General features: G+C 62.1%; 23 protein-coding genes. 20 read left to right on the top strand and 3 right to left on the bottom strand.

The features are described from left to right. Nucleotides 1–210: 210 nt before the first annotated feature. On the bottom strand, nt 211–483 hold the full coding sequence (locus tag ADJ79_RS15055) for a hypothetical protein (protein WP_172674072.1): 273 nt from the start codon (nt 481–483) through the stop codon (nt 211–213). Between the two features lie 6 nt (nt 484–489). On the opposite strand from ADJ79_RS15055, the gene ADJ79_RS11840 reads away from it, so the two are divergent. The 9 genes from ADJ79_RS11840 to ADJ79_RS15750 all read left to right on the top strand — a co-directional run bounded on the left by ADJ79_RS11840 (nt 490) and on the right by ADJ79_RS15750 (nt 7,645). Then, nucleotides 490–2,967, top strand: coding sequence for a DUF4781 domain-containing protein (locus tag ADJ79_RS11840; protein ID WP_172674071.1), 2,478 nt, complete (start codon nt 490–492; stop codon nt 2,965–2,967). After that, nucleotides 2,952–3,230 carry a hypothetical protein gene (locus ADJ79_RS14660; protein ID WP_172674070.1) on the top strand — a complete coding sequence of 93 codons (279 nt, stop codon included), beginning with the start codon at nt 2,952–2,954 and terminating at the stop codon, nt 3,228–3,230. The genes ADJ79_RS11840 and ADJ79_RS14660 overlap by 16 nt, the downstream gene beginning before the upstream one ends. 265 nt (nt 3,231–3,495) lie before the next feature. Then, nucleotides 3,496–3,828 carry a hypothetical protein gene (locus ADJ79_RS14655; RefSeq protein WP_156304200.1) on the top strand — a complete coding sequence of 111 codons (333 nt, stop codon included), beginning with the start codon at nt 3,496–3,498 and terminating at the stop codon, nt 3,826–3,828. A gap of 49 nt (nt 3,829–3,877) precedes the next feature. Next, on the top strand, nt 3,878–4,165 hold the full coding sequence (locus ADJ79_RS11830; RefSeq protein WP_082203295.1) for a hypothetical protein: 288 nt from the start codon (nt 3,878–3,880) through the stop codon (nt 4,163–4,165). Nucleotides 4,166–4,194: 29 nt separating this feature from the next. Continuing rightward, nucleotides 4,195–4,953, top strand: coding sequence for a PoNe immunity protein domain-containing protein (locus ADJ79_RS11825; RefSeq protein WP_253273821.1), 759 nt, complete (start codon nt 4,195–4,197; stop codon nt 4,951–4,953). A 497-nt stretch (nt 4,954–5,450) separates the two neighbouring features. Then, nucleotides 5,451–5,879 carry a hypothetical protein gene (locus ADJ79_RS13405; RefSeq protein WP_082203294.1) on the top strand — a complete coding sequence of 143 codons (429 nt, stop codon included), beginning with the start codon at nt 5,451–5,453 and terminating at the stop codon, nt 5,877–5,879. A gap of 598 nt (nt 5,880–6,477) precedes the next feature. Further along, nucleotides 6,478–6,831, top strand: a complete 354-nt coding sequence (locus ADJ79_RS14650; protein ID WP_156304199.1) for a hypothetical protein — start codon at nt 6,478–6,480, stop codon at nt 6,829–6,831. Between the two features lie 183 nt (nt 6,832–7,014). After that, a complete protein-coding gene (locus tag ADJ79_RS14645; protein WP_156304198.1) occupies nt 7,015–7,419 on the top strand; it encodes a hypothetical protein in 405 nt (134 codons plus the stop codon). 121 nt (nt 7,420–7,540) lie between these two features. After that, nucleotides 7,541–7,645, top strand: a complete 105-nt coding sequence (locus tag ADJ79_RS15750) for a hypothetical protein (protein WP_371256955.1) — start codon at nt 7,541–7,543, stop codon at nt 7,643–7,645. Between the two features lie 104 nt (nt 7,646–7,749). Here the strand turns inward: ADJ79_RS15750 and ADJ79_RS11805 are convergent, their stop codons facing one another. Then, the gene (locus ADJ79_RS11805; protein WP_050716137.1) at nt 7,750–9,201 is read right to left on the bottom strand and encodes a phosphomannomutase/phosphoglucomutase; all 1,452 of its coding nucleotides are present in this window, start codon (nt 9,199–9,201) and stop codon (nt 7,750–7,752) included. A gap of 448 nt (nt 9,202–9,649) precedes the next feature. Further along, on the bottom strand, nt 9,650–11,650 hold the full coding sequence (locus ADJ79_RS11800) for a TonB-dependent copper receptor (RefSeq protein WP_216597126.1): 2,001 nt from the start codon (nt 11,648–11,650) through the stop codon (nt 9,650–9,652). On the opposite strand from ADJ79_RS11800, the gene ADJ79_RS15050 reads away from it, so the two are divergent. From ADJ79_RS15050 to ADJ79_RS11750, 11 genes are all read left to right on the top strand, one after another. Beyond that, the gene (locus ADJ79_RS15050; RefSeq protein WP_172674069.1) at nt 11,626–11,901 is read left to right on the top strand and encodes a hypothetical protein; all 276 of its coding nucleotides are present in this window, start codon (nt 11,626–11,628) and stop codon (nt 11,899–11,901) included. The two genes, ADJ79_RS11800 and ADJ79_RS15050, sit on opposite strands and share 25 nt — an antisense overlap. 172 nt (nt 11,902–12,073) lie before the next feature. Next, nucleotides 12,074–12,961, top strand: coding sequence for a 4-hydroxy-tetrahydrodipicolinate synthase (gene dapA / locus ADJ79_RS11795; protein ID WP_050716136.1), 888 nt, complete (start codon nt 12,074–12,076; stop codon nt 12,959–12,961). A gap of 83 nt (nt 12,962–13,044) precedes the next feature. After that, on the top strand, nt 13,045–14,172 hold the full coding sequence (bamC, locus tag ADJ79_RS11790) for an outer membrane protein assembly factor BamC (protein ID WP_050716135.1): 1,128 nt from the start codon (nt 13,045–13,047) through the stop codon (nt 14,170–14,172). Nucleotides 14,173–14,729: 557 nt separating this feature from the next. Then, the gene (locus tag ADJ79_RS11780; RefSeq protein WP_216597125.1) at nt 14,730–16,559 is read left to right on the top strand and encodes a hypothetical protein; all 1,830 of its coding nucleotides are present in this window, start codon (nt 14,730–14,732) and stop codon (nt 16,557–16,559) included. A 171-nt stretch (nt 16,560–16,730) separates the two neighbouring features. Continuing rightward, nucleotides 16,731–18,008 (top strand): efflux RND transporter periplasmic adaptor subunit, encoded by a 1,278-nt coding sequence (locus ADJ79_RS11775; protein WP_050716133.1) that lies wholly within the window; start codon nt 16,731–16,733, stop codon nt 18,006–18,008. A 36-nt stretch (nt 18,009–18,044) separates the two neighbouring features. Beyond that, nucleotides 18,045–18,554 (top strand): hypothetical protein, encoded by a 510-nt coding sequence (locus ADJ79_RS11770; protein ID WP_156304196.1) that lies wholly within the window; start codon nt 18,045–18,047, stop codon nt 18,552–18,554. Next, nucleotides 18,554–18,763, top strand: a complete 210-nt coding sequence (locus tag ADJ79_RS14635) for a hypothetical protein (protein WP_156304195.1) — start codon at nt 18,554–18,556, stop codon at nt 18,761–18,763. The genes ADJ79_RS11770 and ADJ79_RS14635 overlap by 1 nt, the downstream gene beginning before the upstream one ends. After that, on the top strand, nt 18,760–19,374 hold the full coding sequence (locus ADJ79_RS11765; protein WP_050716131.1) for a hypothetical protein: 615 nt from the start codon (nt 18,760–18,762) through the stop codon (nt 19,372–19,374). Before ADJ79_RS14635 ends, ADJ79_RS11765 begins: the two co-directional genes overlap by 4 nt. An 80-nt stretch (nt 19,375–19,454) precedes the next feature. After that, a complete protein-coding gene (locus ADJ79_RS11760; protein ID WP_156304194.1) occupies nt 19,455–19,991 on the top strand; it encodes a hypothetical protein in 537 nt (178 codons plus the stop codon). Next, nucleotides 19,988–23,188, top strand: a complete 3,201-nt coding sequence (locus ADJ79_RS11755; protein WP_050716129.1) for an efflux RND transporter permease subunit — start codon at nt 19,988–19,990, stop codon at nt 23,186–23,188. The genes ADJ79_RS11760 and ADJ79_RS11755 overlap by 4 nt, the downstream gene beginning before the upstream one ends. A 180-nt stretch (nt 23,189–23,368) precedes the next feature. Further along, on the top strand, nt 23,369–26,563 hold the full coding sequence (locus ADJ79_RS11750) for an efflux RND transporter permease subunit (protein ID WP_050716128.1): 3,195 nt from the start codon (nt 23,369–23,371) through the stop codon (nt 26,561–26,563). Nucleotides 26,564–26,611 lie beyond the last annotated feature (48 nt).

Here is a 26,611-nt window from a genome sequence, read left to right as displayed (position 1 = left end):
TAAACAGCCAGTAATCGCACTAGCTTGTCGCTCATGAAAAGTCGCTTTTAAATCGGATTGTTTTCAACTGTTTCGGGAGCTTTCATGGCCGCCATTTCAAACACTTCCGCGAGCACTTCAGCCTCCGCGTCTACATCCATAAGGCAGCGGCAAACGTCTGCGCTTTCCCCGGGGAAAAAGCCTGATGAGCAGGAAATCAGGCAAATGGCATCAGAGATCAACCGCACAGGCGACCGCCCCCTGTGGTTTGACGACCGGGATGAGCGCATGCAAGCGTTCGCCCGCCAGGCCGCGCAACTGCCCGCAGACGCGCGCCCGCAGCTGCTGAAGGAAATCATCGACCAGCGCCCGGACGCCATTCATGACTGGGTTGGCGCGCAACGGCTGGAGCAACTGGCTGGCGCAGGCCGCATCAGCGCGGAAGAAAAAGCGGCCGTGCAAAGCACCGTGGCCGCTGCATATACCGAAGGCCACATCACCCATGCGCAAATGCAGACCATCATGGGCGTGGCCAGCATGCCCCCAGGCCATAACCCTGCGCGCTTTGAAACAGCCCGCAGCTTCCTGACAGGCAACGCGCCTGAGATGGCGGGCGCCAGAGCCAAATTTCTGCGTGACAGCTTTGCCGCCCATGCGGAGCGCGCCGCCAATGGCTATGGCGGCAGGCCTGATTTCAACAGCGCACTGGCGCTGACGCTGATGCAGTCAGGCGGGCAGCAAAGCGACGTGGCGCGCATTTTTTCCAAGCTGACACCGGCTGAGCAAAGCCTGGCAGCAGCGGGCGTGGGCGCGGCTGCCGTGGGCTATCGCTACAGCCAGCCCCATGTCAATGGTCTGACAGATCCCTGGGCCGTTTTGCATCGGGCCGTTGTGCAGGCGAACCCGCCAGCCACTCGGCAAGGGCAGCTGCAACTGACACGCATGGCCGAAGGGCTGGCTTCGTCGGTGCGCTACGCCACGCCTGAATCTGACAAGGCCGTGACGGACCTGTACGCGCAAGTGGCCGAAGGCCGCGCCCGGCAAAAAATGGACGATCCGCAAGCCATGGCCGAAGGGCTGGCCCGCGTTGCCAATGCCGAAAGCAGGGCCGCTGGCGTTCTGAAAACCCTGCCTCCTGATGCCAGCGCGGAACAAATCTGGCAAGCCATACAGAAAAATCCGGGCGCATTCACTGACCCCGTTTTTGTCCAGTACCTAGAGTTGCGCGGCGATCAGGCCCGCCATTTGCAGGGGTCAGATCTGCGCAACGACATTGGCCTGGCCTTGGGCCTGCCCGTAACGCAGACCCCTGCCAACGAGGTGCAACAGGCCCGCATGGAGCGCGGCGAATTTGACTTCTTCAACGTCAATGCCGCTGATGAAGCGGGCCAGGCCATCCGCTCCATCGAAGCGCAAATCCAGAAAGCGGGCGGCGAAAGCACGCGCGTAGCGGCGCTGCCTGTCACCGTCGCATCCAAAGAACACGGCCTGATCCAGACCGTCATCTGGCGTGTTGAAACCGCAGACGGCCAGGAAAAGTTCGTTGACTACAACTTGGCCGCCCAAGAGGCCCGCACCTACGCCAGTTTTGAAGACTGGAAAAACAACAACCAGCTGCCCCCGGGCAAAATGACCTATGCCCGCAACGGCCATCTAACGGCCGGAGTGGACGGCAAGCCCCAACTGGAAACCGGCAACACGCCCAACACGGTGGACACCGCCTGGGAAGCGTGGATCAAACCGGCCCTGGACGGCGCCGCGCTGGTGGGCGGCATCGTGCTGCTGGGCGCTGCCGTGGTCGGCACAGGGGGCACAGCGGTGATGGTCGGAGGCGCGCTGCTTGGCGCTTACGGCGCTGGCACTGGAGGCGTGGAACTGGCAGACCGCGCCGCACATGGGCAAACCCTGTCACTGGGCAATGCGCAAGCACGAAACGCCTGGCTGAACGTAGGTGCCAGCGCGCTCAGTTTGGGGGCCATGGGTGCCAGCATGCGCCTGGCAAACATGAGCGGACGCGCCACAGGCAATGCGATTGATGAAGCAGTGCAGCTGACCCGAATGGCGCAAACCGCGCGCGGCCTGAATGTGGCTGCACAGTACGCCGACACCGCCGCCTTTGCGGATGGCGGCCTGATGCTGGCCGCAAACTGGGACCGCATGACGCCTGCCGAACGAACGCAGGCGCTGGCCATGATGGCATTCTGGTCGGCTGGTACGGCTGTCAGCGCGCGGCAGGCAGGCGGCGTGAAAAATCTGTATGGCGTCAAGGATTTTTCCAATGCCATTTCCTCCACCCATCAATGGCTGAAGAGCCAGGAGGGGATGGTAGGAGATGCGTTACATCGTGATATTCAAAGCTCTTCCAGATTAATGGGGCGGTCGCCCGGGCCTGCGCCTGTGGCGCAATTAGAGACAGCAGAAGTGGGGTCAACGCCTGTCAGCCAATCTAATAATGTACTGAAAAACAGAATTAATGACAAAAATATTGGGAGGGTTGAATCCGTAACCTTAGCACAACCAGGAATATCTAATTTACCTCTGCCGCGTTCACCAGAGTTGGGGCCTGTCTCAACAACTTCTGAATTGCTAAAAAAAGGATACATTCCCGGAACGGATGGTGTTATACTTGATCAAAACAGAGTGTTATTTAATGATCTATGGCAGCTGACTGAAAAAACAGGAGTTGAATTTGCGTTGACGCGTGAAAATGGACGCTACATTCTCAGAAGCGGGTCCCCAATTTCTGTGCCGATACCGCCAAATGTGCGTCCTATAGCACATACGCATCCTCTGAATCGTGATGGAGTTAACAGCCCCTTGCCGTCTAGAGCAGATATTAATGTATTAAATCGTTATTGGAAGCAACATCCGAACGAGCCGCGCCCTGTTTCTCAAATCATCATCGGGCCCGATGAAACTACGCGATTCTGGGCAACCGGCCAAGAAGAATGGAAGACAAAAAGGAAAGAAAGATGGAAGAAAAGATAAAACGGTATTTATTGGCCTATGCTCCTTTGGAGGACTTTTATGTATTGTCTCCACCATCAGGAGATGACAAGAATAGTCTAGTTGGTTTCTTCAGCAAAGGAGACCCTTTTCTTCTGGTCATAGACGATGATGAAATAGCGGAGCATGCGATAGATTTCCTCTTGAAAAATGGAGTGAAAGTTCTTTTCAGTGACGAAGAATTGTCTGAATATGGAAAGAACAGACAGGTTTCACGAGATCATCAGAATGAACGTAGTCGTTAAATAATTATGGACTGTGTTATTACCAAGAAGTGGCACAGTTCTATTCGATTCGGAGACTGTGCGAATGGATATTCCAGGCGCTGTGCGTCGGCGCGATGAATAAAACAAGCAAAGCAGAGCGTATCACGCCTTGCTTCTGGCGAAGCTTGTTTTTATGTGGGCATGTATCTAAAATCGGACTAGGACTAATTTTTGGAAATATTATAAGACCTATTTGCATCGAAGATCTCAAGTTTGAAAGGAGCTGTCGGAGGGTGATTGCCATATGAAATTTATCAAAAGCGGCGATGCCTGCAAAGCAGTCCATATGAGCGGGCCAACGCATAATTATCTTGAACTGGTTTTTTCTGATATTCCCGTGAATGATGTGGAAATATCAGTCCTCAGATTGAAAGCGGATGATATAAAGCGGCTTGATGAGAATGAGGTTGCGCGGCAGGTAAAAGCTGGTGTTGAATTTGCCTGCCAGCGCGTTGGGCTGAAATATTTCGTCAGGCGTATTGCCTTTGTCTCCAGTGATTCGCCGCCGGAAAAAAACTACTTTGCTCTGGCTCAGGCAATAGTGGAGCGATTGCATCACAAAAAGGAAGATTTTTGAGATTCAGAAGATGGGTCATGTATTTATCATTCGGGTTCATGTCCGGAGAATGGAAAACTCCATTATGCCGGACAGCATGAGCGATGCCTACGCCAGTTGCTATGCTGCATCGGCCAATTACGAGGAGGCTGTCAAAAAGGTGCTGGAAAAGCTGATATCCGATGGCCTCTATCCCGTCGAGATATTGACGCCTATCGCGATGCTTGAGGCAAGTGACTGGGATGTTCATGTCAAGGAACAATGGGGAATCTATGCGGGCGAAATGCCGGATCAAGATGAATTCATGAAGCGAATGAATGATGGCGATGTCGTTTATGGCCCTTTCGGGGGATACTGATTTTTTCCAAGGTTCAGTTCAGGGAGACCATGATCCGAGACAACAACAAGGATAAAGCCTATTTTGATGAGCATATCGCTCTGAATGATACTGCCATAGCAAAACGTCTGGATGTTGAAACGTTTCCGAATGTCAAAGGGCGTGTTGGCCGGGCATATACGCTTGTACATGATGCGTTCATCGGCTGTATATACCGGTTTAGCCGGGGCGACAGTCTGGAAGACATTCGCCAGCATGTGTTTTTATGGATGCAGACCAAGAAAATCCAGCAACGCGTCATAGCCAACACGCCTGCCGAATTCAAAAAAATATGCGAGCAATACACACGAGTAACGCTGGATACCGTTTATGACGCATTGACCATGATGGCCTTCAGCGTAGCCTTGCGCTTTACTCCAGAAGAAACGCATCGGTTATTGAGTGCGATAGGTCACGCGAGCAAAGATGCACTGATAGACGAGGCGGCCCGCGCCTTGGGAGATGTGAACCGCCCTGTAGCCAGCGAATGCGCGTTTCCGAGGGTCTATGCGCCGCTGCTGGAAGTCTGGCGCTCGGCGGCTGATCAGCGTGAAGCGCGGTTGCGGGAATACGCCGCCAGCTGGAAAAAGAAAATCTCGCCCATTTACTGGTCCAACAGTCTGAAAGGGGCCGAGGGCGCTTATTTTGGCTACTGGTGCTTTGATATTGCCCTGGCGGTCATGCTGCTGGATATTCCAGACGCGGCCTTGAGAAAAAGCGCGTATTACCCGGCTGATCTGGTGGATGCGGCGCGGCAGGCCGCGCCTTGATCGTGGCATGCGCGGCTTTCATGCAAGGGATATATCAGGGGAATCCGGTTTGGGAGTGATCTTCGAAAACGCCATCAGCCTTGTTTATCAGAAATACTGCCAATGATGCCACGGTTTTGACCTGTTGCTTATGGGAGAAAGTTTTTCAATAAAGAGATATTTACTAAAGACCTTGACTTACGTGGTACAGGCGCTGATCTTGTTCGTATCAGGTCAAAATAACGATAGCATCTATATCTCTACGTCCACTTCCAGAGAAGTTGTCGGAGATTTTAAATAATTAGGCGGACACGTGTATAAGATTGATCCCCGTAGACTACATGGTATTGATATAAATGCTTCATTGGGCGAGCCATCAGTGTTTCCAACTGAAGAAGGGGTTGCGATTGTTGGACGAATACCTTCTGAAAATATTATCAATACCAGAGAGGTATTGTAAAATGGTTCGCTGGGCGAGATTATGAAAGGCCCAAACTATCAGAAATAGGAGTGCAATTATGCATGATTCAGGCATCAGTCAGGAGATGATTGATGAGGCAAAGAGAAATCCGAATGGGTGGGTTTATAAAATCGATTGCAAATATCCTGATGGAGATAATATTCCCCCAGAAGCTATTGAAGGAGCATGGAGAGTCAATGAGTCCGGAGAGATTTTTGGAGATTTTGTCAAGAACGATAGTTACCGGCCTATTGAAAAATCAAGAAGAATACTTCCAGAATTTATGCGTATGAAACATCCTAGTCAGGCTCATCATTGGATGATAGAGTTTGATCTAAGATGTCTTCACCTTTTTCCCAAAATACCTAAAGAGGCGTATGTTGGCTACTGGTTAATTGGTGACGATGGCGCTCCCAATGGATACTTCAGGCCAACATCCACATATGATCCGGAAGCTGTTACCAAGATTCTGGAATCCATGAATTGAATACGGATGAAATGAGGCAACTTAATGAGGGTGAAGTTACGTAGCAGATAGGCGCCAGTGTTGAAAGCACTTGGGTCGACGACAATAAAATAACAAAAAAAGGTGACTATATTTAAACAATAATATAAAAGCTAAGTTTAGGTCCGGACAATTTGGATATGATCTATCACTCAGGGGCGGGAAACCAAGACAGATGATTGATTGACTCCGATGCATCAATTGCTGCGCTCAAACATGAATTTGGTCATTGCTTAGATGATCCTGAACCGGATTTCCATATAGAGCATCCAGAATTAAGTGTAACATCTAGCAAATGCAATATCTTATGGGTTTCGAATAACTAAGGATCAGGGGGTGATACCGTAAGACGAGCATTGTTAGAATATTAGCTAATAGAGAGAAATTGCATCATTAGAAAAATTTACAACTTGCCATATAAAAGCTTGGGCAAAAGAAACAGAGGTCAAGCTTGTTGTTTCCTAAAAATCCGAAAGTTATTCCCGGTCTCTGGGAAAGCGTGAAATCACAGATGATCAGAAATAAGATGTTATTCCTGATCAGAGACGGTATGCCCTGCTATCCACTGGAAAGTGGAATCATGAGTGAAACAGAGGCAGAAGCCTGGATAGAGAAGCTTAAAAAACTACCAGTTGTTAGATTTAGTTCTAATCGCGGAATAACTATGTCACCTCATTTTGCATGCAATCTCGATGATTCGGGCATAAGGATGGTCGAACTGGTCACATTCCCATTTGATGGAGGATGGGAAAATCTGGCTGAATTACAGGAAATACTTTCTATCTCCACTCTTGCATTGTTGTATGAAAAGAACGCAGCAAAAGATATTGTGATCCCTATTCATCTGCCTTCTTGGAGTATGGATGGCATTAACGTGCAAGAAGTCCAAGATGGATTATTATTCAGAAAGGTCATGATGCAAACGAATGGATGATGACAATGTTTTTATAGTCCTACTGATTTTTCAATATTCAGTTTAGGGAAACCATGATCCGAGATAAAACAAAGATATTTCATATTTTGACAGATATATTAATTTAACTTAAGATACTATTAAAAATATCTGACGACTATCGAGACGCACCCGAATATAGAGGGCCGTCTTGGCGTTGCGCATATGCTCAGTAATGATGCATTGGCCAACTGCATTTATCGATTTAGCCGTGGCGACAAGATAGAAGACATTCGCAACAGCGTCTTGCTCTGGATTCAGGTCAAGGAAATTCAGAAGCGCGTTATAGCCAATATTCTTACTGAATTCAAAAAAGCATGTGTGCTTTATCAGAGTATAAAGCTGGATATAATCTATGACGCACTGACCATGATGGCATTCAGTGTGGCCCTGCATTTCACGCCAGAAGAAACCCGGCGGCTTCTGGACGCCATAGGCCATGCAGGAAAGGATGTGGCTGATGGACGTAGCGGCCCGCGCCTTGGGCGATGTGAACCGCCCTGTAGCCAGCGAATGCGCATTTCCGAGGGTCTATGCGCCGCTGCTGGAAGTCTGGCGCTCGGCGGCTGATCTGCGTGAAGCCCGGTTGCGGGAATGCGCCGCCAGCTGGAAAAAGAAAATCTCGCCCATTTACTGGTCCAACAGTCTGAAAGGGGCCGAGGGCGCTTATTTTGGCTAATGGTGTTTTGATATTGCCCTGGCGGTCATGCTGCTGGATATTCCAGATGCGGCCTTGAGAAAAAGCGCGTATTACCCGGCTGATTTGGTGGATGCGGCGCGGCAGGCCGCGCCTTGATTGCATCAGGCGCGAGGGAGCAAGAAATGCCACCGTATTGGAAATAACCTGGAAATAACGCCGCATTCATCCGGCTTTTTGCGGCAGTCAGGTTTCAGGCAGCTTCAATGTCCTTCGCCTACGTTGGCATCGGGTTTGACGCGGTGCAGCAGCGCGAGCATGGCGGCGCGGATGCGTTCCAGCGCTTGCGGGGTTTGGCCTTCAAAGCGCAGCACGAGCATGGGGGTGGTGTTGCTGGCGCGGATGAGGCCGAAGCCGTCGGGCCAGTCCACGCGCAGGCCGTCGATGGTGCTGATGCGCGCGGGGGCGGCGAAGGCGGCGGGGGCCAGTTGTTGCAGCTCGGCGGCCAGGCGGTGCGGCTCGCCTTCGGCGCAGCGCACGTTCAGCTCGGGCGTGCTGTGGCTGCTGGGCAGGGCGTTGAGCACGGCGCTGGGGTTGACGTGGCGGCTGAGAATTTCAAGCAGGCGGCAGGCGGCGTAGGTGCCGTCGTCAAAGCCGTACCAGCGCTCTTTGAAGAAGATGTGGCCGCTCATTTCGCCGCCCAGCGGGGCGTTCAGCTCTTTCATGCGGGCCTTGATGAGCGAGTGGCCGGTTTGGTGCATCACCGGCACGCCGCCCGCCGCTTCGATGGCCGGGGCCAGGCGCTGGCTGCATTTCACGTCGAACACGATGTGTCCGCCGGGCGCACGGGTGAGCACGTCTTGCGCAAAGAGCATGAGCTGCCGGTCGGGGAAGATGGTTTGCCCGTCCTGGGTGACGATGCCCAGGCGGTCGCCGTCGCCGTCAAAGGCCAGGCCCAGCTCGGCATCGGTTTCTTGCAGGGCGCGGAGGATGTCGCGCAGGTTTTCGGGCTTGCTGGGGTCGGGGTGGTGGTTGGGAAAGCGGCCATCCACTTCGGTGAACAGCTCGATGACTTCGCAGCCGATGGCGCGCAGGATGCCGGGGGCCGATGCGCCGGCGACGCCGTTGCCGCAGTCCACCACGATTTTCAAGGGGCGCGTCATGGCTTGCTTGATCTGGCACAGCCCGGCGCTTGCGCTTTGGCCAGATGTAGCAGCCGGGCGCGCCAGGTGAATGTCGCCCACGATGCGCTCGCGGTAGGCGGGCAGCACGTCGTGCTGGCGCACGCTGCCGCCTTTTTGAAGCTGCCAGCTTTCTTCTTCCATGATGCGGCGCAGCTGCTGGATTTCTTCGCCGTAAATGGCGCGGCCCGCCAGCATCATCTTGAAGCCGTTGTCATCGCGCGGGTTGTGGCTGCCCGTGACCTGGATGCCGCTTTGGCACAGCGTGCTGGCGGCAAAGTAGAGCATGGGCGTGGTGCACATGCCGATGTCGATGACTTCGACGCCCGCTTCCGCCAGCCCGCGCGTGAGCGCGGCGGCCAGCGCGGGGCCGGAAAGCCGCCCGTCGCGCCCCACGGCAACCACGCGCTGGCCTTGCGCGATGGCATGCGTGCCAAAGGCGCGGCCCAGCGCCAGCGCCACGCTTTCGTTCAGGGTGGCGGGCGTGGTGCCGCGTATGTCGTAAGCCTTGAAGATGGAGGGGGTGATTTGCATGGGCGGCGATTGTAGGAATGGGGGTAGAAGCGAGAGGAGCGGTGCAGGGCGGGCGCGCAGGCCATTCGCCAGCGGCGCGGCCGGGGCGCGGCAAGGCGTGAGCCTTGCTCTTCGCGTTGCCATGCCGCAAGGGGCTGGCAATGATTGCTTTCGCTCCTTGTTTTATAGCGTTAGGTCCTAGTGAAACTTGCGCTGGATGGGTTTTTAGGTGCCCCTAATTCGCTCTTTTTTTTGATGATAAACGGGCCTGCGGCGGCCGGGGCGCTGGCGCGGCGGATGGCGCGGGCGCATGAAAAAAGCAGGCCGCGAAGCCTGCTTTTCAAAAGCCAGGTCACACAGCCTGGCTGCAAGGGCGGGAAAGCGGTTTGGGATGGTCCGCGTTGCCCGCGCTGGCGTGTTTTCCGGCCCGCTTTTGCGTCTTCTGCGCCTTTTGCGGCCAGCCGAAGGTTCAGAACTGCGCCTGCACGCGCAGCCAGAACTGGCGGCCCGGTTCGTTCACGCGCATGGTGCGCACGCCCAAGGAGGGGTCGATGTGGGAGCCTGGGCGGCTGATGGATTCGGCGTAGGTTTTGTCAAACACGTTGTCCACGCCCGCTTGCAGGGTGACGTTGCGGTTGATGCGCCAGCCGCCGTTGATGGAAAACACGCCAAAGCCGGGGGTGGGGCCGAGGTCTTGCCCAATGATGTTGCCCTGCCCGATGGCGTAGCGGTTTTGCTTGGCGGCCACGCGCCAGAGCGCGCCGGCGCTCCAGACGCCGTTGTCCCAGTTGAGCGATGTCTTCAGCTCCAGCGGCGGGGTCTGGCCCAGAGGGCGGTGGTCGCTGCGGTTGGTGCCACGGGTGTAGGCCAGGCTGGCGCCGGCTTCCAGCGTGGGCAGCAGGCGCCACTTCACTTCGGCTTCGCCGCCGTAGCGGCGCGCGTCGATGTTGCGGGCCGCTGCCGCGCCGGGGTTGGTATCGACCAGGATGAAGTCTTTGACGCTGCTGGCAAAAAGCGACACGGACGCCTGCACGCCGCCCTGGCGGTAGATCACGCCAGCGTCAATCTGGCGGTTTTTCTCGGGCTTGAGGGTGCTGCTGCGGTTGCGCTCCCAGAAGTCGGGCGAGCGCTCGGCCAGGCCCAGGCCCGCGTACCAGGTGGCGTTGCCAAAAACCTGCTCCCAGCGGCCAAAGGCGGAGGTGAGCTTGTAGGTCTGGTTTTTCGTGGGGCTGGCGGCGGGCTGGCGTTCAAAGACGGCGCGCACGCGGTCGTGCCGCAGGCCGGCCACGAGTTTTTGCCCGGGCGTGCGCTTCCAGGCGGCCTCGGCAAACGCGCCCGCCTGGCGGAAGCTTTGCGTGGGCATGAAGGGTTTGGCCAGGTAATCGGCATCCGTGCGCAAGCGGTGCCGGTCGCGGCTCCAGTCCAGCCCGGCCTGCACGTTCAGGTTGCCCCATTCCAGGGTGCTTTTGAAATGGGCGGTGCGCACGGTGCGCTTGGGGTTGCGCAGCCGCAGGCCCATCATGCGATTGACGGGGCGCATGCTGAAGTTGTCCATCACGTGGTCGATGGTGCCGCTGCCAAAGCGCAGCTCGGCTTCCTTGAACCAGGGAGTGATGTTCTGGTGCACGCCTTGCACGCTCCAGGCGTCGCGGTCGAACTTGGGGCCGTCCATCATGCGGTCGGCATAGGCGGCTTCGCCCCGGCTGCGCTCGTAGGTGACGCTCAGGCGCGTGTCGCGCGTGGGCATGAGGCCCGCTTGCAGCATCTGGCTGTTGCGCTTGAAGTGGGAATTGACTTCCTGCCCGCTGCCGTCTTTGTAGTTGTCAGACTTGTTGTGCGTGGCGTTGGCGCGCACGAAGAACATGCGGCCGGTGATGGTGGCATCGCCAAAGAGATCAAAGCGGCCAAAGCTGCCCGCCGTGGCGGCGGCATTGACTTCGGCGCGCGTGGTTTCGCTGGGCGTGGGCGGCTGGCGCACGAAGCGCACGCCGCCAGCCACCAGCCCCATGCCCTGGGTGACGCTTTGCGGGCCTTTGGTGATGATGACTTCGTCAAACGCCGCCGGGAAGATGTAGGCCGTGGGCGGATCCATGCGGTTGCCGCAGCCGCCGTAGATGAACATGTCATCAGCCAGCACGTTCAGGCGCGAGCCGCCCAGGCCGCGCAGCAGCGGGTCGCCCGAGCTGCCGCCTTTGCGGATGACGTTCAGCCCCGGCGTGCCCTTGAGCAAGCTGGCGCCGTCGTTGGCGGGCAGCGGCTGCAAAGCGGCCTTGGGGTCGATGCGCACGGCATCCGGCTGGCGGGGCACTGTGCCGGTGACCACCACCGTGCCCAGCGCGGGCGCGTCGGCTTGCGCACGCTTTTGCTTTTCAGCCTGCGGGGCGTCCGCAGCCCAGGCCGCGCTGACGGCCAGCGCCAGCGGCAGCACGGCCCACGGCGCAACAAGTGAATGACGAATGCGGTACTTCATCGCATATTTCCTTCGTGTACATAAAACAAGACCCCTGTATCAAAAATTGTATGAAGACGTTTATCGGGCAGACGGGCACAGCCCTTGACTTTGGTCAAAGGCGGGAACTCTGGGCAGGCGGCAAGCGCGAGACGGCAAGCGCACAGGCGGGGCGGGGCGAAATTCCAGGCCGTCTGCCGCCCGGCGCGGCTCAAGTGCGAGGCGTGCCTTCCGGCTGCATGCAAATCAAATCAAAAGAAGGAGCAAATTGAAGGGGTGAAAAACGGCATTCGCGCGCATTCCACCAGGACATCACGCTATGAATGCAGGAGCTAAAAATGCGCCTTCGCAGAGCAGCGGCCCGCCGGAGAGCGGCGCAAGCGCCCGGGCCGGTTTCTCTAGAATGCCCGCTTTCGCTTTTCAGGCCCTGGCCGAGATAGAGACATGAAACCCATCCAAGGCAGCATCGTGGCGCTGGTCACGCCCATGCATGAAGACGGCAGCGTTGATTTCGCTGCGCTGCGCAAGCTGATTGACTGGCACGTGGCCGAAGGCACGGACTGCATCAGCGTGGTCGGCACCACGGGCGAGTCGCCCACGGTCACCGTCGATGAGCAAAAGGAAATCATCCGCGTGACGGTCGAGCACGTGGCCGGCCGCGTGCCCGTCATGGCCGGCTGCGGGGCCAACTCCACCGCCGAGGCCATCACCCTGGCCCGCTACGCGCGCGAAGTGGGCGCCAACTGTCAGCTGCAAGTCGTGCCTTACTACAACAAGCCCACGCAAGAAGGCATCTACGCGCACTTTCGCGCCATTGCCGACGTCACGGGCGGCGATCTGCCTGTGCTGCTCTACAACGTGCCGGGCCGCACCGTGGCCGATTTGCAGCACGAAACCGTGCTGCGGCTGGCGCAGGTGCCGGGCATCATCGGCATCAAGGAAGCCACCGGCAACATCGACCGGGCGCAGTGGCTCATCCGCGAAGCGCCCGCAGGCTTTGGCGTCTATTCGGGCGACGACCCCACCGCCGTGGCGTTGATGCTCTGCGGCGGCCAGGGCAACGTGAGCGTCACGGCCAACGTGGCACCGCGCCTGATGCACGAGCTGTGCATGGCCGCCATCGCGGGCGACGCGAAGGGGGCCATGCAGCTGCAACGCCGCCTCATGCCCCTGCACCGCAACCTGTTTGTGGAAGCCAACCCCATTCCCGTCAAATGGGCCTTGTCGCGCCTGGGCCGCTGCGGCGGCGCCTTGCGCCTGCCCCTCACCCCTTTGACGCCCGCCAGCCAGGCCAAGGTAGAGCAGGCTCTCAAAGACAGCGGGCTGCTTTGAAAGCAGACTCCCAGGCAGAGGCCCTCCATCCATTTAACGCCAGCTTCGCGCTGGCCCTTTTTTGCCTTGAAGGAATTCGCACAGTGAAGCATGCAAAACACATCCGCGTGGCCGCGCTGGCCGCCGCCGCAACCCTGGCCTTGAGCGCCTGCTCGGTGCTGGAGTCGGACAAGATTGACTACAAAAGCGCGGGCAAAGGCGTCTCGCTGGAAGTGCCGCCCGATTTGACGCAGCTGACAGACGCCTCCCGCTACGCCGCGCCCGACGGCGCCGTCACCGCCAGCAGCTACCAGGCCGGCCAGCACGCCGCGCGCGCCGCCGGCACGCCCGCCGCCACCGAGCAAGTGGCCGACGTGCAATACCACCGCAACGGCAACGAACGCTGGATCAGCGTGGGCCGCCCCGCCAGCGAGCTGTGGCAGCCCGTGCGCCAGTTCTGGCAAGACAACGGCTTTTTGCTCACCATCGACCAGCCCGAACTCGGCATCATGGAAACCGACTGGGCCGAAAACCGCGCCAAACTGCCGCAAGACATCATCCGCTCCACCATCGGCAAGGTATTCGACAGCCTCTACTCCACCGGCGAGCGCGACCGCTTCCGCACCCGCATGGAGCGCAACGCCAGCGGCGGCACCGACATTTACGTGACCCACCGGGGCATGGAAGAGGTTTACAACAGCAGCCACAAAGACAGCACCGTCTGGCAGCCCCGCGCCAGCGACGTGGAGCTGGAAACCGAATTCCTGCGTCGCCTCATGCTCCGCCTGGGCGCCACGCAAGAGCAGGCGCAGGCCGCCAAAGCCGCCGCTCAAGCGCAAGAAGCGCAGGCCGCCAGCAGCGGCCCGGCCCTGGCCGCGCTCACCCAGGCGGGCGGCCAGCCCGTCATCCAGGTGGGCGAGAACTTCGACCGCGCCTGGCGCGCCATCGGCCTGGCGCTCGACCGCGCGGGCTTCACCGTGGAAGACCGCGACCGCAGCAAAGGCGCCTACTACGTGCGCTACGCCGAGCCTGACGCGCCCCGCCCCAAACAAGGCTGGCTGGACCGCATCCTCAACCGCTCCGCCGCCGCCATTCCCACCACCCAATACCAGCTCATCATTCAGGAGCAGGGCGGCAGCAGCTTCGTGCGCGCCTTAAGCGAAAGCGGCGCGCCGCTGGACGCAGCCACGGCGGAAAAACTGCTGAAACTGATCGCTGCCGAAACCCGCTAAGCCCCGGCGCGCGCAACCCAAATCGCGCCGCCGGAAACCCAAAACCGCAGCCGGACACAAGCGCCGCCTGCGGTTTTGGTTTTTTCAGTGCTTGTTCAACACCTGGCCGTGAGGAGCCAATGCGCGCCAGGGCAGCTTGATTCGCCGCCCTCATGGCCAGACTGTGAGCGGGTATCGAGAGCTTCAAAAGCAATCACTTTTAGCTCCCGAATCCATAGCAATAGGTCCTAGTGGATATTGCGCGGAGTGGCATTTTTGCCTGCCTGAATTTGCTCCTGTTTCTGGCACCCTGCAAGCAGAGGGCCGCGCTGCGCTTTGGCCCCTAGGCCAGACCGTGAGCAGGCACCGGAAGCAGGTTTGTGCTGGAAGCCGGGAAAACGGGCCATGGATTGAACCAAACGGCGGCCCAGCTTCTCCGGGCGCGTTTGGCACGGACGAGCGCTTGCATGCAGCGGCCCGCCATTTACGGCGGCGGCAGCAAACCGGCTTATGGCGCTTTTCACACTGCGACATATACGTGACAATGCGTGTCCATTCGTAGCCATAGGAGAAATGCCATGTCCATCCCCCTGCTTGCGCAACGCTTGATCGCTCTGGCCGCTGCGGCCAGCCTGGCCGCCTGCGGCGGCGGCGATGATGAAACCCCTGGCGCGCCCACGCCGCCCGCGCCAACGTCCATTCCCACGCCTGCGCCCACCCCGGCGCCGCCTGCACCCACCCCGGCGCCGCCTGCACCCACCCCAGCGCCGCCTGCACCCACCCCAGCGCCGCCTGCACCCACACCGGTGCCGCCTGCGCCCACACCGGTGCCGCCTGCGCCAACCCCTACGGTGACGCCCAGACCCGCTCCTACCCCGACGGCAACGCCCACTCCAACGGCAACGCCCACTCCAACGGCAACGCCCACCCCAACGGCAACGCCCACCCCAACGGCAACGCCCACTCCGACGGCAACGCCCACCCCGACGGCAACGCCCACCCCGACGGCAACGCCCACTCCGACGGCAACACCCACCCCGACGGCAACGCCCACCCCGACGGCAACACCCACCCCGACGGCAACGCCCACACCGACGCCCACTTCCACTCCCGCGCCTGCCGCAGCCAATCCTTTTGACGCCCTCTACGCCAGCAACTTCCAGCTCAAAGCCTTGTCAGCGGATGCCATTGCGCCGCTGGCGCGGCCCGCGCGGGCGCAGACTCTGGAGCAGGCCACGCTTGACCCGGCCTACGGCACGCGCATCTACCGCGCCACGGATGCCAGCGAAGGCAGCAGCGGCAGCACTTTCGTGCGTCACGCCTACAGCCGCAAGCAGGCATTCAATGCCAACAGCACGCGCTATCTGGTGCGAGACAGCAAGAGCTACTGGCACCTGTACGACGCCAAAACCCTGCAAAAAATCAGGCAGCTGCCCAAGCTGCTGGGCGAAGCCGATCCCATCTGGCACCCCACTGATCCCGGCAAGCTCTACATGACCAGCAACAACGGCGGCAGCGCCTGGTGGCTGTATGACGTGAACACGGACGCCACCGAAACCGTGTTTGACTTCACCCAGCCCGCCACCGGCTCGCCCTGGCCGCAGGCCACCCAGTACTGGACGCACAACGAAGGCACGGCCAGCGCCGATGGCCGCTACCTGGCGCTGATGGTTTCGTCTTATGACAGCGCCACCCGGCAGACCACCATGCACGGGCTGATGACCGTGGACCTGGTGGCCCGCAAAATCATCGGCACGCTGCCAGCCTCCCGGTTTCCCAAACCCGGCACAGCGCCCGATCACGTCAGCATCTCGCCCAGCGGCAAATACGTCGTGCCCTCCTGGCCTGCCGAAAACAGCGGCGACACCGGCGCAGGCACCTACGCCTATGCGCGCGACTTTTCCGGCACGCCCAAGCGTTTGCACACCACCTCCGAACACTCCGATCTGGCCTACGGCCCCGCCCGGCAGGATTACTACGTGTTCGCCGATTACCAGGCGGGCCGCATCCGCGCCGTGGACATGGACACGCTGCAATCCATCGACATCGAAGCGCTCTACCCGCAGCCGGGCGAAAGCTACGCGCTGCACATCAGCGGGCAGGCCTTCGACAAACCGGGCTGGGTCGTCATCTCCACCTATCAGGACTACAGCGGCTATGACCAAACCAGGCCCGCCGCCGAGCTGCGCGCGCCCATGCGCAAAGTCTGGCTGGCCGAGCTGAAAGCGGGCGGCCGCAAGCTGAATGTGACGCACACCCGCCTGGCGCGCTACCCCGTGCCCTACTTTTTCGAGCCGCAAGCCAGCGCCTCGCGTGATCTGAGCCGCATCATCTTCACCAGCGACTTCGGCGCTGGCGGCAACGCCGACGACTACATCGCCGGCCTGCCCAGCTGGCTGGGCCGCTGACGGAAGGCTCCGGGCCCTGACTCCAATGGCCCGGGCCGCCTGCCGCAGCCGGGATGGCCTGAAAGAGCTTTACAAAGCTTCATCAGGCTTTGACTGGCGCGGCTGATGGTGACAAGCAGAATCAAAAATTTTCCGGTTTCCAACTGGCCCTCAACTGTTTCCGCTTTTGCCATGACTTCACCCTCTCTGCCCGAAGCCACCTCCGCCTCTGCACGGCCTGCCCGCTGGCGGGGGGCGCTGGGGGTGCTGGCGCTGCTGGCGGCGCTGGCGGCGCTGGGCTGGTGGCTGGTGGAGCGCGCGCAGGCTGGCCCGCAGGCATCCACGCAGGGGTTTGGCCCGGGCGGTCCGGGCGGCGGGCGCAGCCGGGTCACGGTGGGCACGGCGCTGGCGCGGCAGGGCAAGCTGGCGGTGCAGGTGCAGGCGCTGGGCACGGCCACGCCGCTGGCCAGCGTGACGCTGGCGCCGCAGGTGTCTGGCGTGCTGACCGAGGTGCTGTTTGAAGAAGGGCAGATGGTGAAAAAGGGCGATTTGCTCGCCCGCATTGACCCGCGCCCTTTCGAGCAGGCGCTGGCGCAGGCCAGGGCGCAGCGCGCGCAGCAGCAGGCGCAGCTTCAGGCCGCGCAAGTGACGCTCAGGCGCTATGAAACGCTGTGGAAGCAAGACTCCATCGCCCGCCAGGAGCTGGATACGCAGGCCGCGCAAGTTCAGCAGTTGCAAGCGGCCGCGCAGGCTGCTGCCGCCGCCGTGGAGACGGCGCAGATCAACCTGGGCCACACGCGCATCACCGCGCCCATCACGGGGCGCATGGGCTTGCGGGCGGTGGACGCGGGCAACCTTGTTTCCAGCGCCACGGCCCTGGCCACGCTCACGCAGATGCATCCGATGGACGTGCTTTTTTCCGTGCCGCAAGACCACGTGCCCGCCGTGCTGGCCGCGCAGCAGGCCGGGCAGGCGCTGCCGGTGACGGCGCTGGACCGCGCCCGCGCGCACGTGCTGGCCGAAGGGCGCTTTGCCACGCTGGACAACCAGATCGATGCCGCCACGGGTTCTGCGCGCGCCAAGGCCCGCTTCAGCAACGAGGGCGCAAGCCTTTTTCCGAACCAGTTTGTGAACGTGCGCCTGCAACTGGGCGAGCGCGAAGGCGTGCTGATTCCCGTGACCGCCGTGCGCACCGGCCCCGAAGGGCACTATGTGTATGTGGTGGATGAGGCGGGCGTGGCGCACACGCGCGCCGTCACGCCCGGCATGGCCTCGGCCGAGGCTGTGCTGGTTGAAAAGGGCCTGCAAGCGGGCGAGCGCGTCGTGACCGAAGGCGGCGACCGCGTGCGCGACGGCCAGCCCGTGCAGCTTCAGGGCCAGGCGCAGCCGCAAGCCGCCCCCGGGGCAGGCGGCGAAGGGCGCGGTCAGCGGCGCGGGCGCGGCGCGCAGGGCCAGCCGCCAGCGGTTTGACAGGAAAGGAGGCTTGAAAATGATCAGAAAAATATCGTGGTTTTTGTTTTGTTTTATGGGATACCGCTTCTGGTGAACGTCCCGTGGAGTTTTATTTCAATCACCCGCATATTGATGACAGATTCAAATATATGGCAAGAGGCTATGGCTTTTCCATATCCGCTTCCAGAGTTTCTGGCGAAAATGATGCCTGGCAGATTCGGCACGATGCTTGTGATGATTTTCCTGCTGAATCTGCTGCTGGCTGTTTTTCCGGCGCATCGCGTGTGGCTCATGCTTTCGGGCCGGGAAAAAGGTGTGCCGGCGGCCTATAACGGGCTGGCGCAATGGCTGGGCATGGCGGGTGCGTTTTTCATTGCGGCTTTTGTTCTGGGAATCATTGTGACCATGGTTTTGCGGGCAGGCTCTGGCGTGCCAGCCGCCATGCTGCTGATTCCCGCGCCCTATTTGGTGCCCACGAGTTTTGTGCTGACGGAAATCAAGAGTTTCATGCAGCACCGGGCGGGAAAGCGCCGCAAGGCGCGCGCCATGCGCCCAGAAAGATAATGGCCGGAAATGATTTTCAGGATGCGCCGCTGAACGCACGCGAGGACAAGGCGCCCAGCCCGCCGCAGGCAGGCGGAATTGCTTCAAAAGAAAGAGCGAATTCAGGCTATCTGAAAAGCTGCCCATCGCATATTTCTCTAGGACGTATTGCTATGAATCAAGGAGCTAAAAAATGGCTTGCCGGGCTTCAGCGGGAGCGGGCGGCATGATCAGAAAAATATCGTGGTGGCTCATTTTCATTTTCTCGGGCCTGCCGCTGCCCCTGATTTTGCTGCTGACTTTGGCGCGTACCATGTTTCATCCGGCGTGGCCGTTTTTGTCGGATGCGGAATCCGCGCTGATGCCGCTCCTGATCTTTCCCGCCATCGTCCATATCGGTTTGTTCGGTTTCATTCATCGAATGCTTCTGGAGCCGCTGGGGCTGGCTTCTTTTTCTTTTTTTGAATGGCTGTGTGGGTGGATGCTTTTTTTGCTTTCAGCGCTGCTGGTGTGCGCCGTGCTGCACCGGCTGTGGCAAATGGCGGCGCGGCGTGAAATGACGCCTGCCGTTTACCGGGGCGGTTTGCAATGGGCAGGCATGGCGGGCATTTTGATTTTCGCCATGCTTTTTGTTTTTGAATGGTTGCCGTATTTGGAGCTGGAAAATCTGGAAGATTTTTTTCCGCTGGGCTGGTTTTTCGTGCTTGCGGGCGTGCTGCCGCCCTGGAGTTTCATATTGAGCGAATGGGCCAGTTTCAGGCAGCGCCGGGCGCAGAAGCGGGCTGAAATGCGGGCTGGCAAGAAAAACACCCTTGAAAATCATGCCCAAAAGGGCGGCTGATGGCGCGGGCGGCTGAAATGCAGTCTGAAATGCGGATAGGTTTGGCGCGGGAGCGCGCAGCGGCGCGCATGCATGCGCGGATGCATGCGCGGATGCATGCGCGCGTGGATGACGGGCTGAAAAAACTGTCGTGGTGCGCGTGCTGGCTGGGCGCGGCCTGGCCGGGCGCGGCGGCGCTGCTGGCGGCGCTGGTGCTGGCGGCGGGCTGGCCGCCCTTGCTGGGGCAGTGGCAGGCGCTGGCGGCGGCGGCGTGGATGTTTTCGTTTTCGGCGGCGTGGACGGCGCTGCCGGGCCTGGCCGGGCTGGCGCTGGCGCTGGTGGCACTGCCGCTGGCAGTGCGGCGGGCGTGGCGGGCGGCGCGGGGCCGGGGCGCCGTGCCAGCGGCCTATGACGGGCTGTTTGAGACGGCGGGCGTGGCGGGGGCGTTTTTTTTGCTGCTGGCGCTGGCGCTGGCGGCGGCGGGCGCGCTGGGCTGGCCGGTGAAGGCGGTGTGGCAGCACCGCGCGCTGTGGCCCGCTGGCGTGCTGCTGCCGTGGGCCTTTGTGTCGGCGGAGCTGGCCGAATGGTTTGGGGCCGGGCGCGAGGGCCGCTCCATGCAGGAGAAATCAGCAAGATGAACGTTTCGCGCCCTTTCATTCAAAGGCCGGTGGCCACGGGGCTGCTCATGCTGGCCATTGTGCTGGCGGGGCTGCTGGGCTGGCGCTTTTTGCCGCTGGCGGCGCTGCCGCAGGTGGACTACCCGACGATTCAGGTGCGCGCGCTGTATCCGGGGGCCAGCCCTGACGTGATGAGCCGCACGGTGACGGCGCCGCTGGAGCGGCAGCTGGGGCAGATGCCGGGCCTGGCGCGCATGGCCAGCACGAGCGCGGCGGGGGTGTCGCAGATCACGCTGCAATTTGCGCTGTCGCAGTCCATGGATTCGGCCGAACAGCAGGTGCAGGCAGCCATCAACGCGGCCAGCGCGCTGCTGCCGGCGGATTTGCCCGCGCCGCCGGTGTATGCGAAGGTGAATCCGGCAGACGCGCCGATTCTTTCGCTGGCCATCACTTCCGGCAGCCTGCCGCTGCCCCAGGTGCAGGACATGGTGAACACGCGGCTGGCGCTGAAGATCAGCCAGATCAGCGGCGTGGGGCTGGTGACGCTGGCCGGCGGCCAGCGCCCGGCCGTGCGGGTGCGGGGCAACGCGCAGGCGCTGGCGGGCATGGGGCTGGGGCTGGATGCGATTTCGTCGGCCATCAGCGCGGGCAACGCCAGCGGGGCCAAGGGCAGTTTTGACGGCCCCGCGCGCAGCTACACCATCAATGCCAATGACCAGCTCGTTTCCGCCGACGACTACCGCGAGCTGATCGTGGCCTACAAAAACGGCGCGCCCGTGCGCCTGAAAGACGTGGCCGAGGTGACGGACGGCGCCGAAAACGACCGCCTGGGGGCTTGGGCCGCCATCCAGGCGGATGCGGCGGATGAGGCCGCCCATGCGGGCAGCGGGGCGGCGGCCCTGCCGCTGTCGCCCGCCATCATCGTGGACGTGCAGCGCCAGCCGGGCGCGAACGTGATTGCCACGGCCGACGCCATCAAGGCCCGGCTGCCCGAGCTGGCGCAAAGCCTGCCGGGCAGCGTGCAGGTGGCCGTGCTGGCCGACCGCACGCTGGGCATCCGCGCCTCGGTGGCGCACGTGCAAATGGAGCTGGCGCTGGCAGTGGCGATGGTGGTGCTGGTCATCTTCGGCTTTCTGCACAGCGCGCGCGCCACGGTGATTGCCAGCGTGGCGGTGCCCATTTCGCTGCTGGGCAGCCTGGGCGTGATGTACCTGCTGGGCTACTCGCTCAACAACCTGAGCCTGATGGCGCTGACCATTGCCACGGGCTTTGTGGTGGACGACGCCATCGTGATGATCGAAAACATCGCCCGCCACCGCGAAATGGGCAAGCCGCCCATGCAGGCCGCGCTGCAAGGGGCGGGGCAAATCGGCTTCACCATCGTCTCGCTCACCATCTCGCTGGTGGCGGTGCTCATTCCGCTGCTGTTCATGCAGGAAGTGATCGGGCGGCTGTTTCGCGAATTCGCGGTCACGCTGGCCATCACCATCCTCATCTCCGCCGTGGTCTCGCTCACGCTCACGCCCATGATGTGCGCGCGCTGGCTGGAGCCGCTGCAAGAAGGCGCCGGCCGCCTGGGCCGCGCCGTGCAGCGCGCGCTGCACGCCACCGTGGCCGCCTACGGCCGCGCCCTGCAAGCCGTGCTGGCGCGCCAGACGCTCACGCTGCTGGCCGCGCTGGGCACGGTGGCGCTCACGGCGCTGCTCTACGTGGTCATTCCCAAAGGCCTGTTCCCCACGCAAAGCAGCGGGCAGCTCATGGGGCGCGTGCAGGCGGCCAGCGACGCCTCCTTTGCCCGCATGGCGCTTTTGCAGCAGGCCGCCGCGCGCGTGGCGCTGGCTGATCAGGCCGTGCAGTCCGTCAGCGCCGTGGCCGGCGTGGACGGGGCCAACAACACCGCCTTGAGCGAGGGGCGGCTGACCATCAACCTGCGCCCGCGCACCCTCTTTGGCGACAGCGAAGCGGCCATCATGCAGCGCCTGCGCCAGGCCGTGGCCGCGCAAGTGCCCGGCGCCACGCTCTACCTGCAACCCACGCAGGATTTGACGGTGGACAGCGCCACCGGCCCCACCGAATACCGCTTTGACCTCGAAGGCGCAGACACCGCCCTCGTCAATGAATGGGCGCAGCGCCTGGCACAAGCCTTGCAAACCGTGCCCGAAGTGCGCCACGCCACCACCAGCGCCGGCGCGCAAGGGCTGGCCGCGCAAGTGCAGACTGACCGCGAAACCGCCTCGCGCCTGGGCGTGACGGCCAGCAGCATCGACAACGCGCTCTACAACGCCTTTGGCCAGCGCATCGTCTCCACCATCTTCACGGAAACCAACCAGTACCGCGTCATCCTCGACGCGGCGCGCCCGCCCGCCTCCGGCCCGTCTGCTTCAGGCGCGGCAGGCGGCGCCAGCTTGCAGGCGCTGCAAGAGCTGCCCGTCAAAACCAGCAGCGGCGCCAGCGTGCCCCTGGGCAGCATCGCCGCCATCACCGAAGCGCCCGCCGCCCTGCAAATCACCCGCGTGGGCCAGTACCCGGCGGCCACCGTCGGTTTTGACGTGGCCCCCGGCGCCAGCCTGGGCGCGGCCGTGCAGGCCATCCGCCAGGCCGCCAGCGCAGCGGGCCTGCCCGCCGCCCTCACCCTGCGCTTTACCGGCGCGGCCGGGGCCTGGCAGCAATCGCTGCAAGGGCAGCTGTGGCTCATTGCCGCCGCGCTGGTGTGCGTCTACATCGTGCTGGGCGTGCTGTATGAAAGCTACGTACACCCGCTCACCATCCTCTCCACGCTGCCCTCGGCGGGCGTGGGCGCGCTGCTGGCGCTGTGGGCCACGGGCCACGCGCTCGACGTGGTGGGCATCATCGGCCTCATCCTGCTCATCGGCATCGTCAAGAAGAACGCCATCATGATGATCGACTTCGCCATCGACGCCGAACGCGCCCAGGGCCTGCCCGCCGCGCAGGCCATCCACCAGGCCGCGCTGCTGCGCTTTCGCCCCATCCTCATGACCACGCTGGCCGCCCTGGCCGCCGCCTTGCCGCTGATGCTGGGCTGGGGCGACGGCGCCGAACTGCGCCGCCCGCTGGGCCTGGCCATCTTCGGCGGCCTTGTGCTCTCGCAGCTGCTCACGCTCTTTACCACCCCCGTCATCTACCTCTGCTTCGACCGCCTGGGCCGCGCCCGCGCTGGCAAGCCGGAAGACGAACCCGGCGAGAAGGCCCCCGCATGAGCGCCGTTCGTATCAATAAAAGGAGCGAATTTGCACCCCGCAAAAAGGCATATGCCGCACGTTTTACGGGGACCTCATGCTATCGAACCAGGAGCGAATTCATGAGGGATTCAGACCCTTGCCTGCGGCCAGGCGGCAAACAGGCTCTGGGCATCCGGCCAGCGGCATGAGGGGCGCGGCATGAACCTCTCGCGCCCCTTCATCACGCGGCCCATCGCCACCACGCTGCTCACGCTGGGGCTGGCGCTGGCGGGGCTGGCGGCTTACTTTGTGCTGCCGGTGGCGCGGCTGCCGAATGTGAATCAGCCGGTGATCACGGTTTCGGCCAGTCTGGCGGGGGCTTCGCCGGCGGACATGGCGCGCACGGTGGCCACGCCGCTGGAGCGCACGCTGGGCGTGATTGCGGGGGTGACGGAGATGACCTCCAGCAGCGAGCCGGGCAGCACGCGGGTGACGCTGATGTTCGAGCAGTCGCGCGATATCGACAGCGCCGCGCGCGATGTGCAGGCGGCCATCAATGCCGCGCGGGCCGATTTGCCGGCCACGCTGCGCGCCATGCCCGCCTGGCGCAAGCGCAACCCGTCGGCGCAGCCGTTCATGATCCTGGCGCTGTCTTCGGCCACGCGCTCGCCGGGGCAGATTTATGACGTGGTGAGCAACCTGGTGAGCCAGCGCTTGCTACAGGTGCCGGGCGTGGGCGATGTGGAGCTGGGCGGCGGCTCGCTGCCGGCGGTGCGGGTGGCGCTCAACCCTTTCGCGCTGGATGCGCTGGGCATGAGCAGCGAGGACGTGCGCGCCGCCATTCAGGCGGGCACGGCCAACCGGCCCAAGGGCGTGCTGGAAACGGACGCAGGCGAAGGCAGCGGCGCCGCGCAAGGGCGGGCGCTGCAAATCGTCACGCCCGCGCCGGGGCTGAAGGCGGCCGACTGGCGCGATCTGATCGTGGCCGTGCGCAATGGCGCCGGGGTGCGCCTGTCTGACGTGGCGCAGGTGAGCGACAGCGTGCAGAACACGCGCACGCGCGGCATGTTCAACGGGCAGGCGGCCATCATCGTCTCCATCACGCAGGAGCCGGGGGCCAACCTGATTGCCACGGCTGATGCCATTCACGCCCTGCTGCCGCAGCTGCGCGCGCAGCTGCCGGGCGATATTGCGCTGAATGTGGCCAACGACCGCACGGCCACCATCCGCTCGTCGGTGCATGAAGTGGAGCTGACGCTGGCGCTGGCCGTGCTGCTGGTGGTGGGCGTGGTGGGGCTTTTTCTGCGCAATCTGCGCGCGGCGCTGATTCCGGCGGCGGCCACGGTGGTGTCGCTGCTGGGCACTTTCGGCGCGATGCACGTGCTGGGCTATTCGCTGAACTATCTGACGCTGATGGCGCTGACGGTGGCCACGGGCTTCGTGGTGGACGACGCCATCGTGGTGCTGGAAAACATCTCGCGCCATCTGGAAGAAGGCATGCCGCGCCGCCAGGCCGCGCTGCGCGGCGCGCGCGAAGTGGGCTTTACGGTGCTGACCATCAGCGCCTCGCTCATTGCGGTGTTCATTCCGCTGCTGTTCATGAGCGGCTTTATCGGGCTGATGTTCAGGGAGTTCGCCGTCACGCTCTCGATTGCCGTGCTCATCTCGCTGCTCGTTTCGCTCACCACCACGCCCATGATGTGCGCCGCGCTGCTGCCGCGCAGCCTGGCGCGGCCCGCCGCAGCGCCGCAGCGCCAGAGCCTGCTGGGCCGCCTGCGCCAGCGCGTGGCGGGCGCCGCCGTGGCCGCCTACCTGAAGGCGCTTGACGGCGCGCTGGCCGCGCCCTGGCTGGCGGTGCTGGCGCTTGCGGCCGTCATTGGCATGAGCGGCTGGCTGTTTGCGCACATGGCGCGCGGCTTCTTTCCGGAGCAAGACAGCCGCCAGATGCAGGGCCACATGCGGGCCGACCAGAGCATCTCCTCCAGCCTGCTGGCCGACAAGATTCAGCAGGCCGTGGACATCGTGCGCGCCGACCCCGCCGTGGGCGACGTGGTGGCCTTTTCCGGCGGCGGGCGCGCTGGCGGCGGCTTTCTGGCCGCCACGCTCAAGCCCGCCAGCCAAGCGCCCGAAAGCTCGCGCGCCGTCATCAACCGCCTGCGCCCGCAGCTGGCGCAAATCACGGGCCTGAGCGTGTTCATGAACCTGGAGCAGGAAGTGCGCATGAGCGCGCGCAGCAGCAACTCCGGCACGCTCTACGTGCTCAAGAGCGACAGCGCCGCCAGCCTGCGCGAGTGGACGCTCAAGCTCGCCGCGCAGCTCAAAACCGACCCGCGCCTGACCGACGTGGACGAAAGCCAGAGCGACAACGGCGTGGAAACGTTCATCACCGTCCATCGCGACCGCGCCACGCAATACGGCGTGAGCAGCAGCGCCCTCAATGCCGCGCTCTACAACGCCTTCGGCCAGCGGCAAATCGCCACCTTGTATGCCGACCTGAACCAGTACGCCATCGTCATGGAATGGCTGCCGCGCCTGGCCCAGTCGCCCCTGGCCCTGCAAGACGTGCGCGTGCCCTCCAGCTTCAGCGCCAGCGCACCGGCCAACCCCGGCCTGCGCGACGCCTCCACCGGCCAGAGCCTGTCCACCAGCGCCCGCACCCTCGTGCCCCTGACCTCGTTTGCCAGCTACGCCGAGCGCGCCGTGCCCACCAGCGTGCAGCACGACGGCGGCGAGCTGTCATCCACCCTCTCTTTCAACCTGGCCGACGGCGTCAGCCTGCAAGCCGCGCAAGAAGCCGTGCGCGAAGCCGAAAACGCCATCGGCATGCCCAACAGCGTGCGCGGCCAGTTCGCGGGCAACGCCGCGCAAATGCAGCAGCAGCAAAGCGAGCAAATGTGGCTCGTCATTGCCGCCGTCGTCGTCATCTACCTCGTGCTGGGCATCCTGTACGAGAGCCTGATTCACCCGCTGACCGTGCTCACCACCTTGCCCAGCGCGGGCTTCGGAGCCGTGCTGGCGCTTTTGGCCATGAAGATGGAATTCACCATCATGGCCCTCATTGGCGTGTTCCTGCTCATTGGCATCGTCAAGAAAAACGCCATCCTCGTCATCGACTTTGCCCTGAGCGCCGAACGCGAGCGGGGCCTGGACGCGCGCAGCGCCGTGCGCGAAGCCTGCCTCAAGCGCCTGCGCCCCATCCTCATGACCACGCTGGCCGCCGGCCTGGGCGCACTGCCGCTGGCCATTGGCTTTGGCCAGGGGGCCGAGCTGCGCCAGCCCCTGGGCGTGACCATCATCGGCGGCCTGCTCGCCAGCCAGTTCATGACCTTGCTCACCACCCCCGCCATCTACGTACTGCTGGACGGGCTGCGCCAGCGCGTGGCGGGGCGCAAAAAGCCGGACGCCTGCAATTAATTGCTGGACAAAAGATTCAGGCAAGAGCGATGCGCAACCATCATTGAC

The sequence above is a fragment of the Ottowia sp. oral taxon 894 genome, from assembly GCF_001262075.1.
Lineage (GTDB): Bacteria > Pseudomonadota > Gammaproteobacteria > Burkholderiales > Burkholderiaceae_C > Ottowia > Ottowia massiliensis.
The sequence above is the reverse complement of the archived record's forward strand: the minus strand, read 5'-3'. Positions and strand labels throughout refer to the sequence as shown.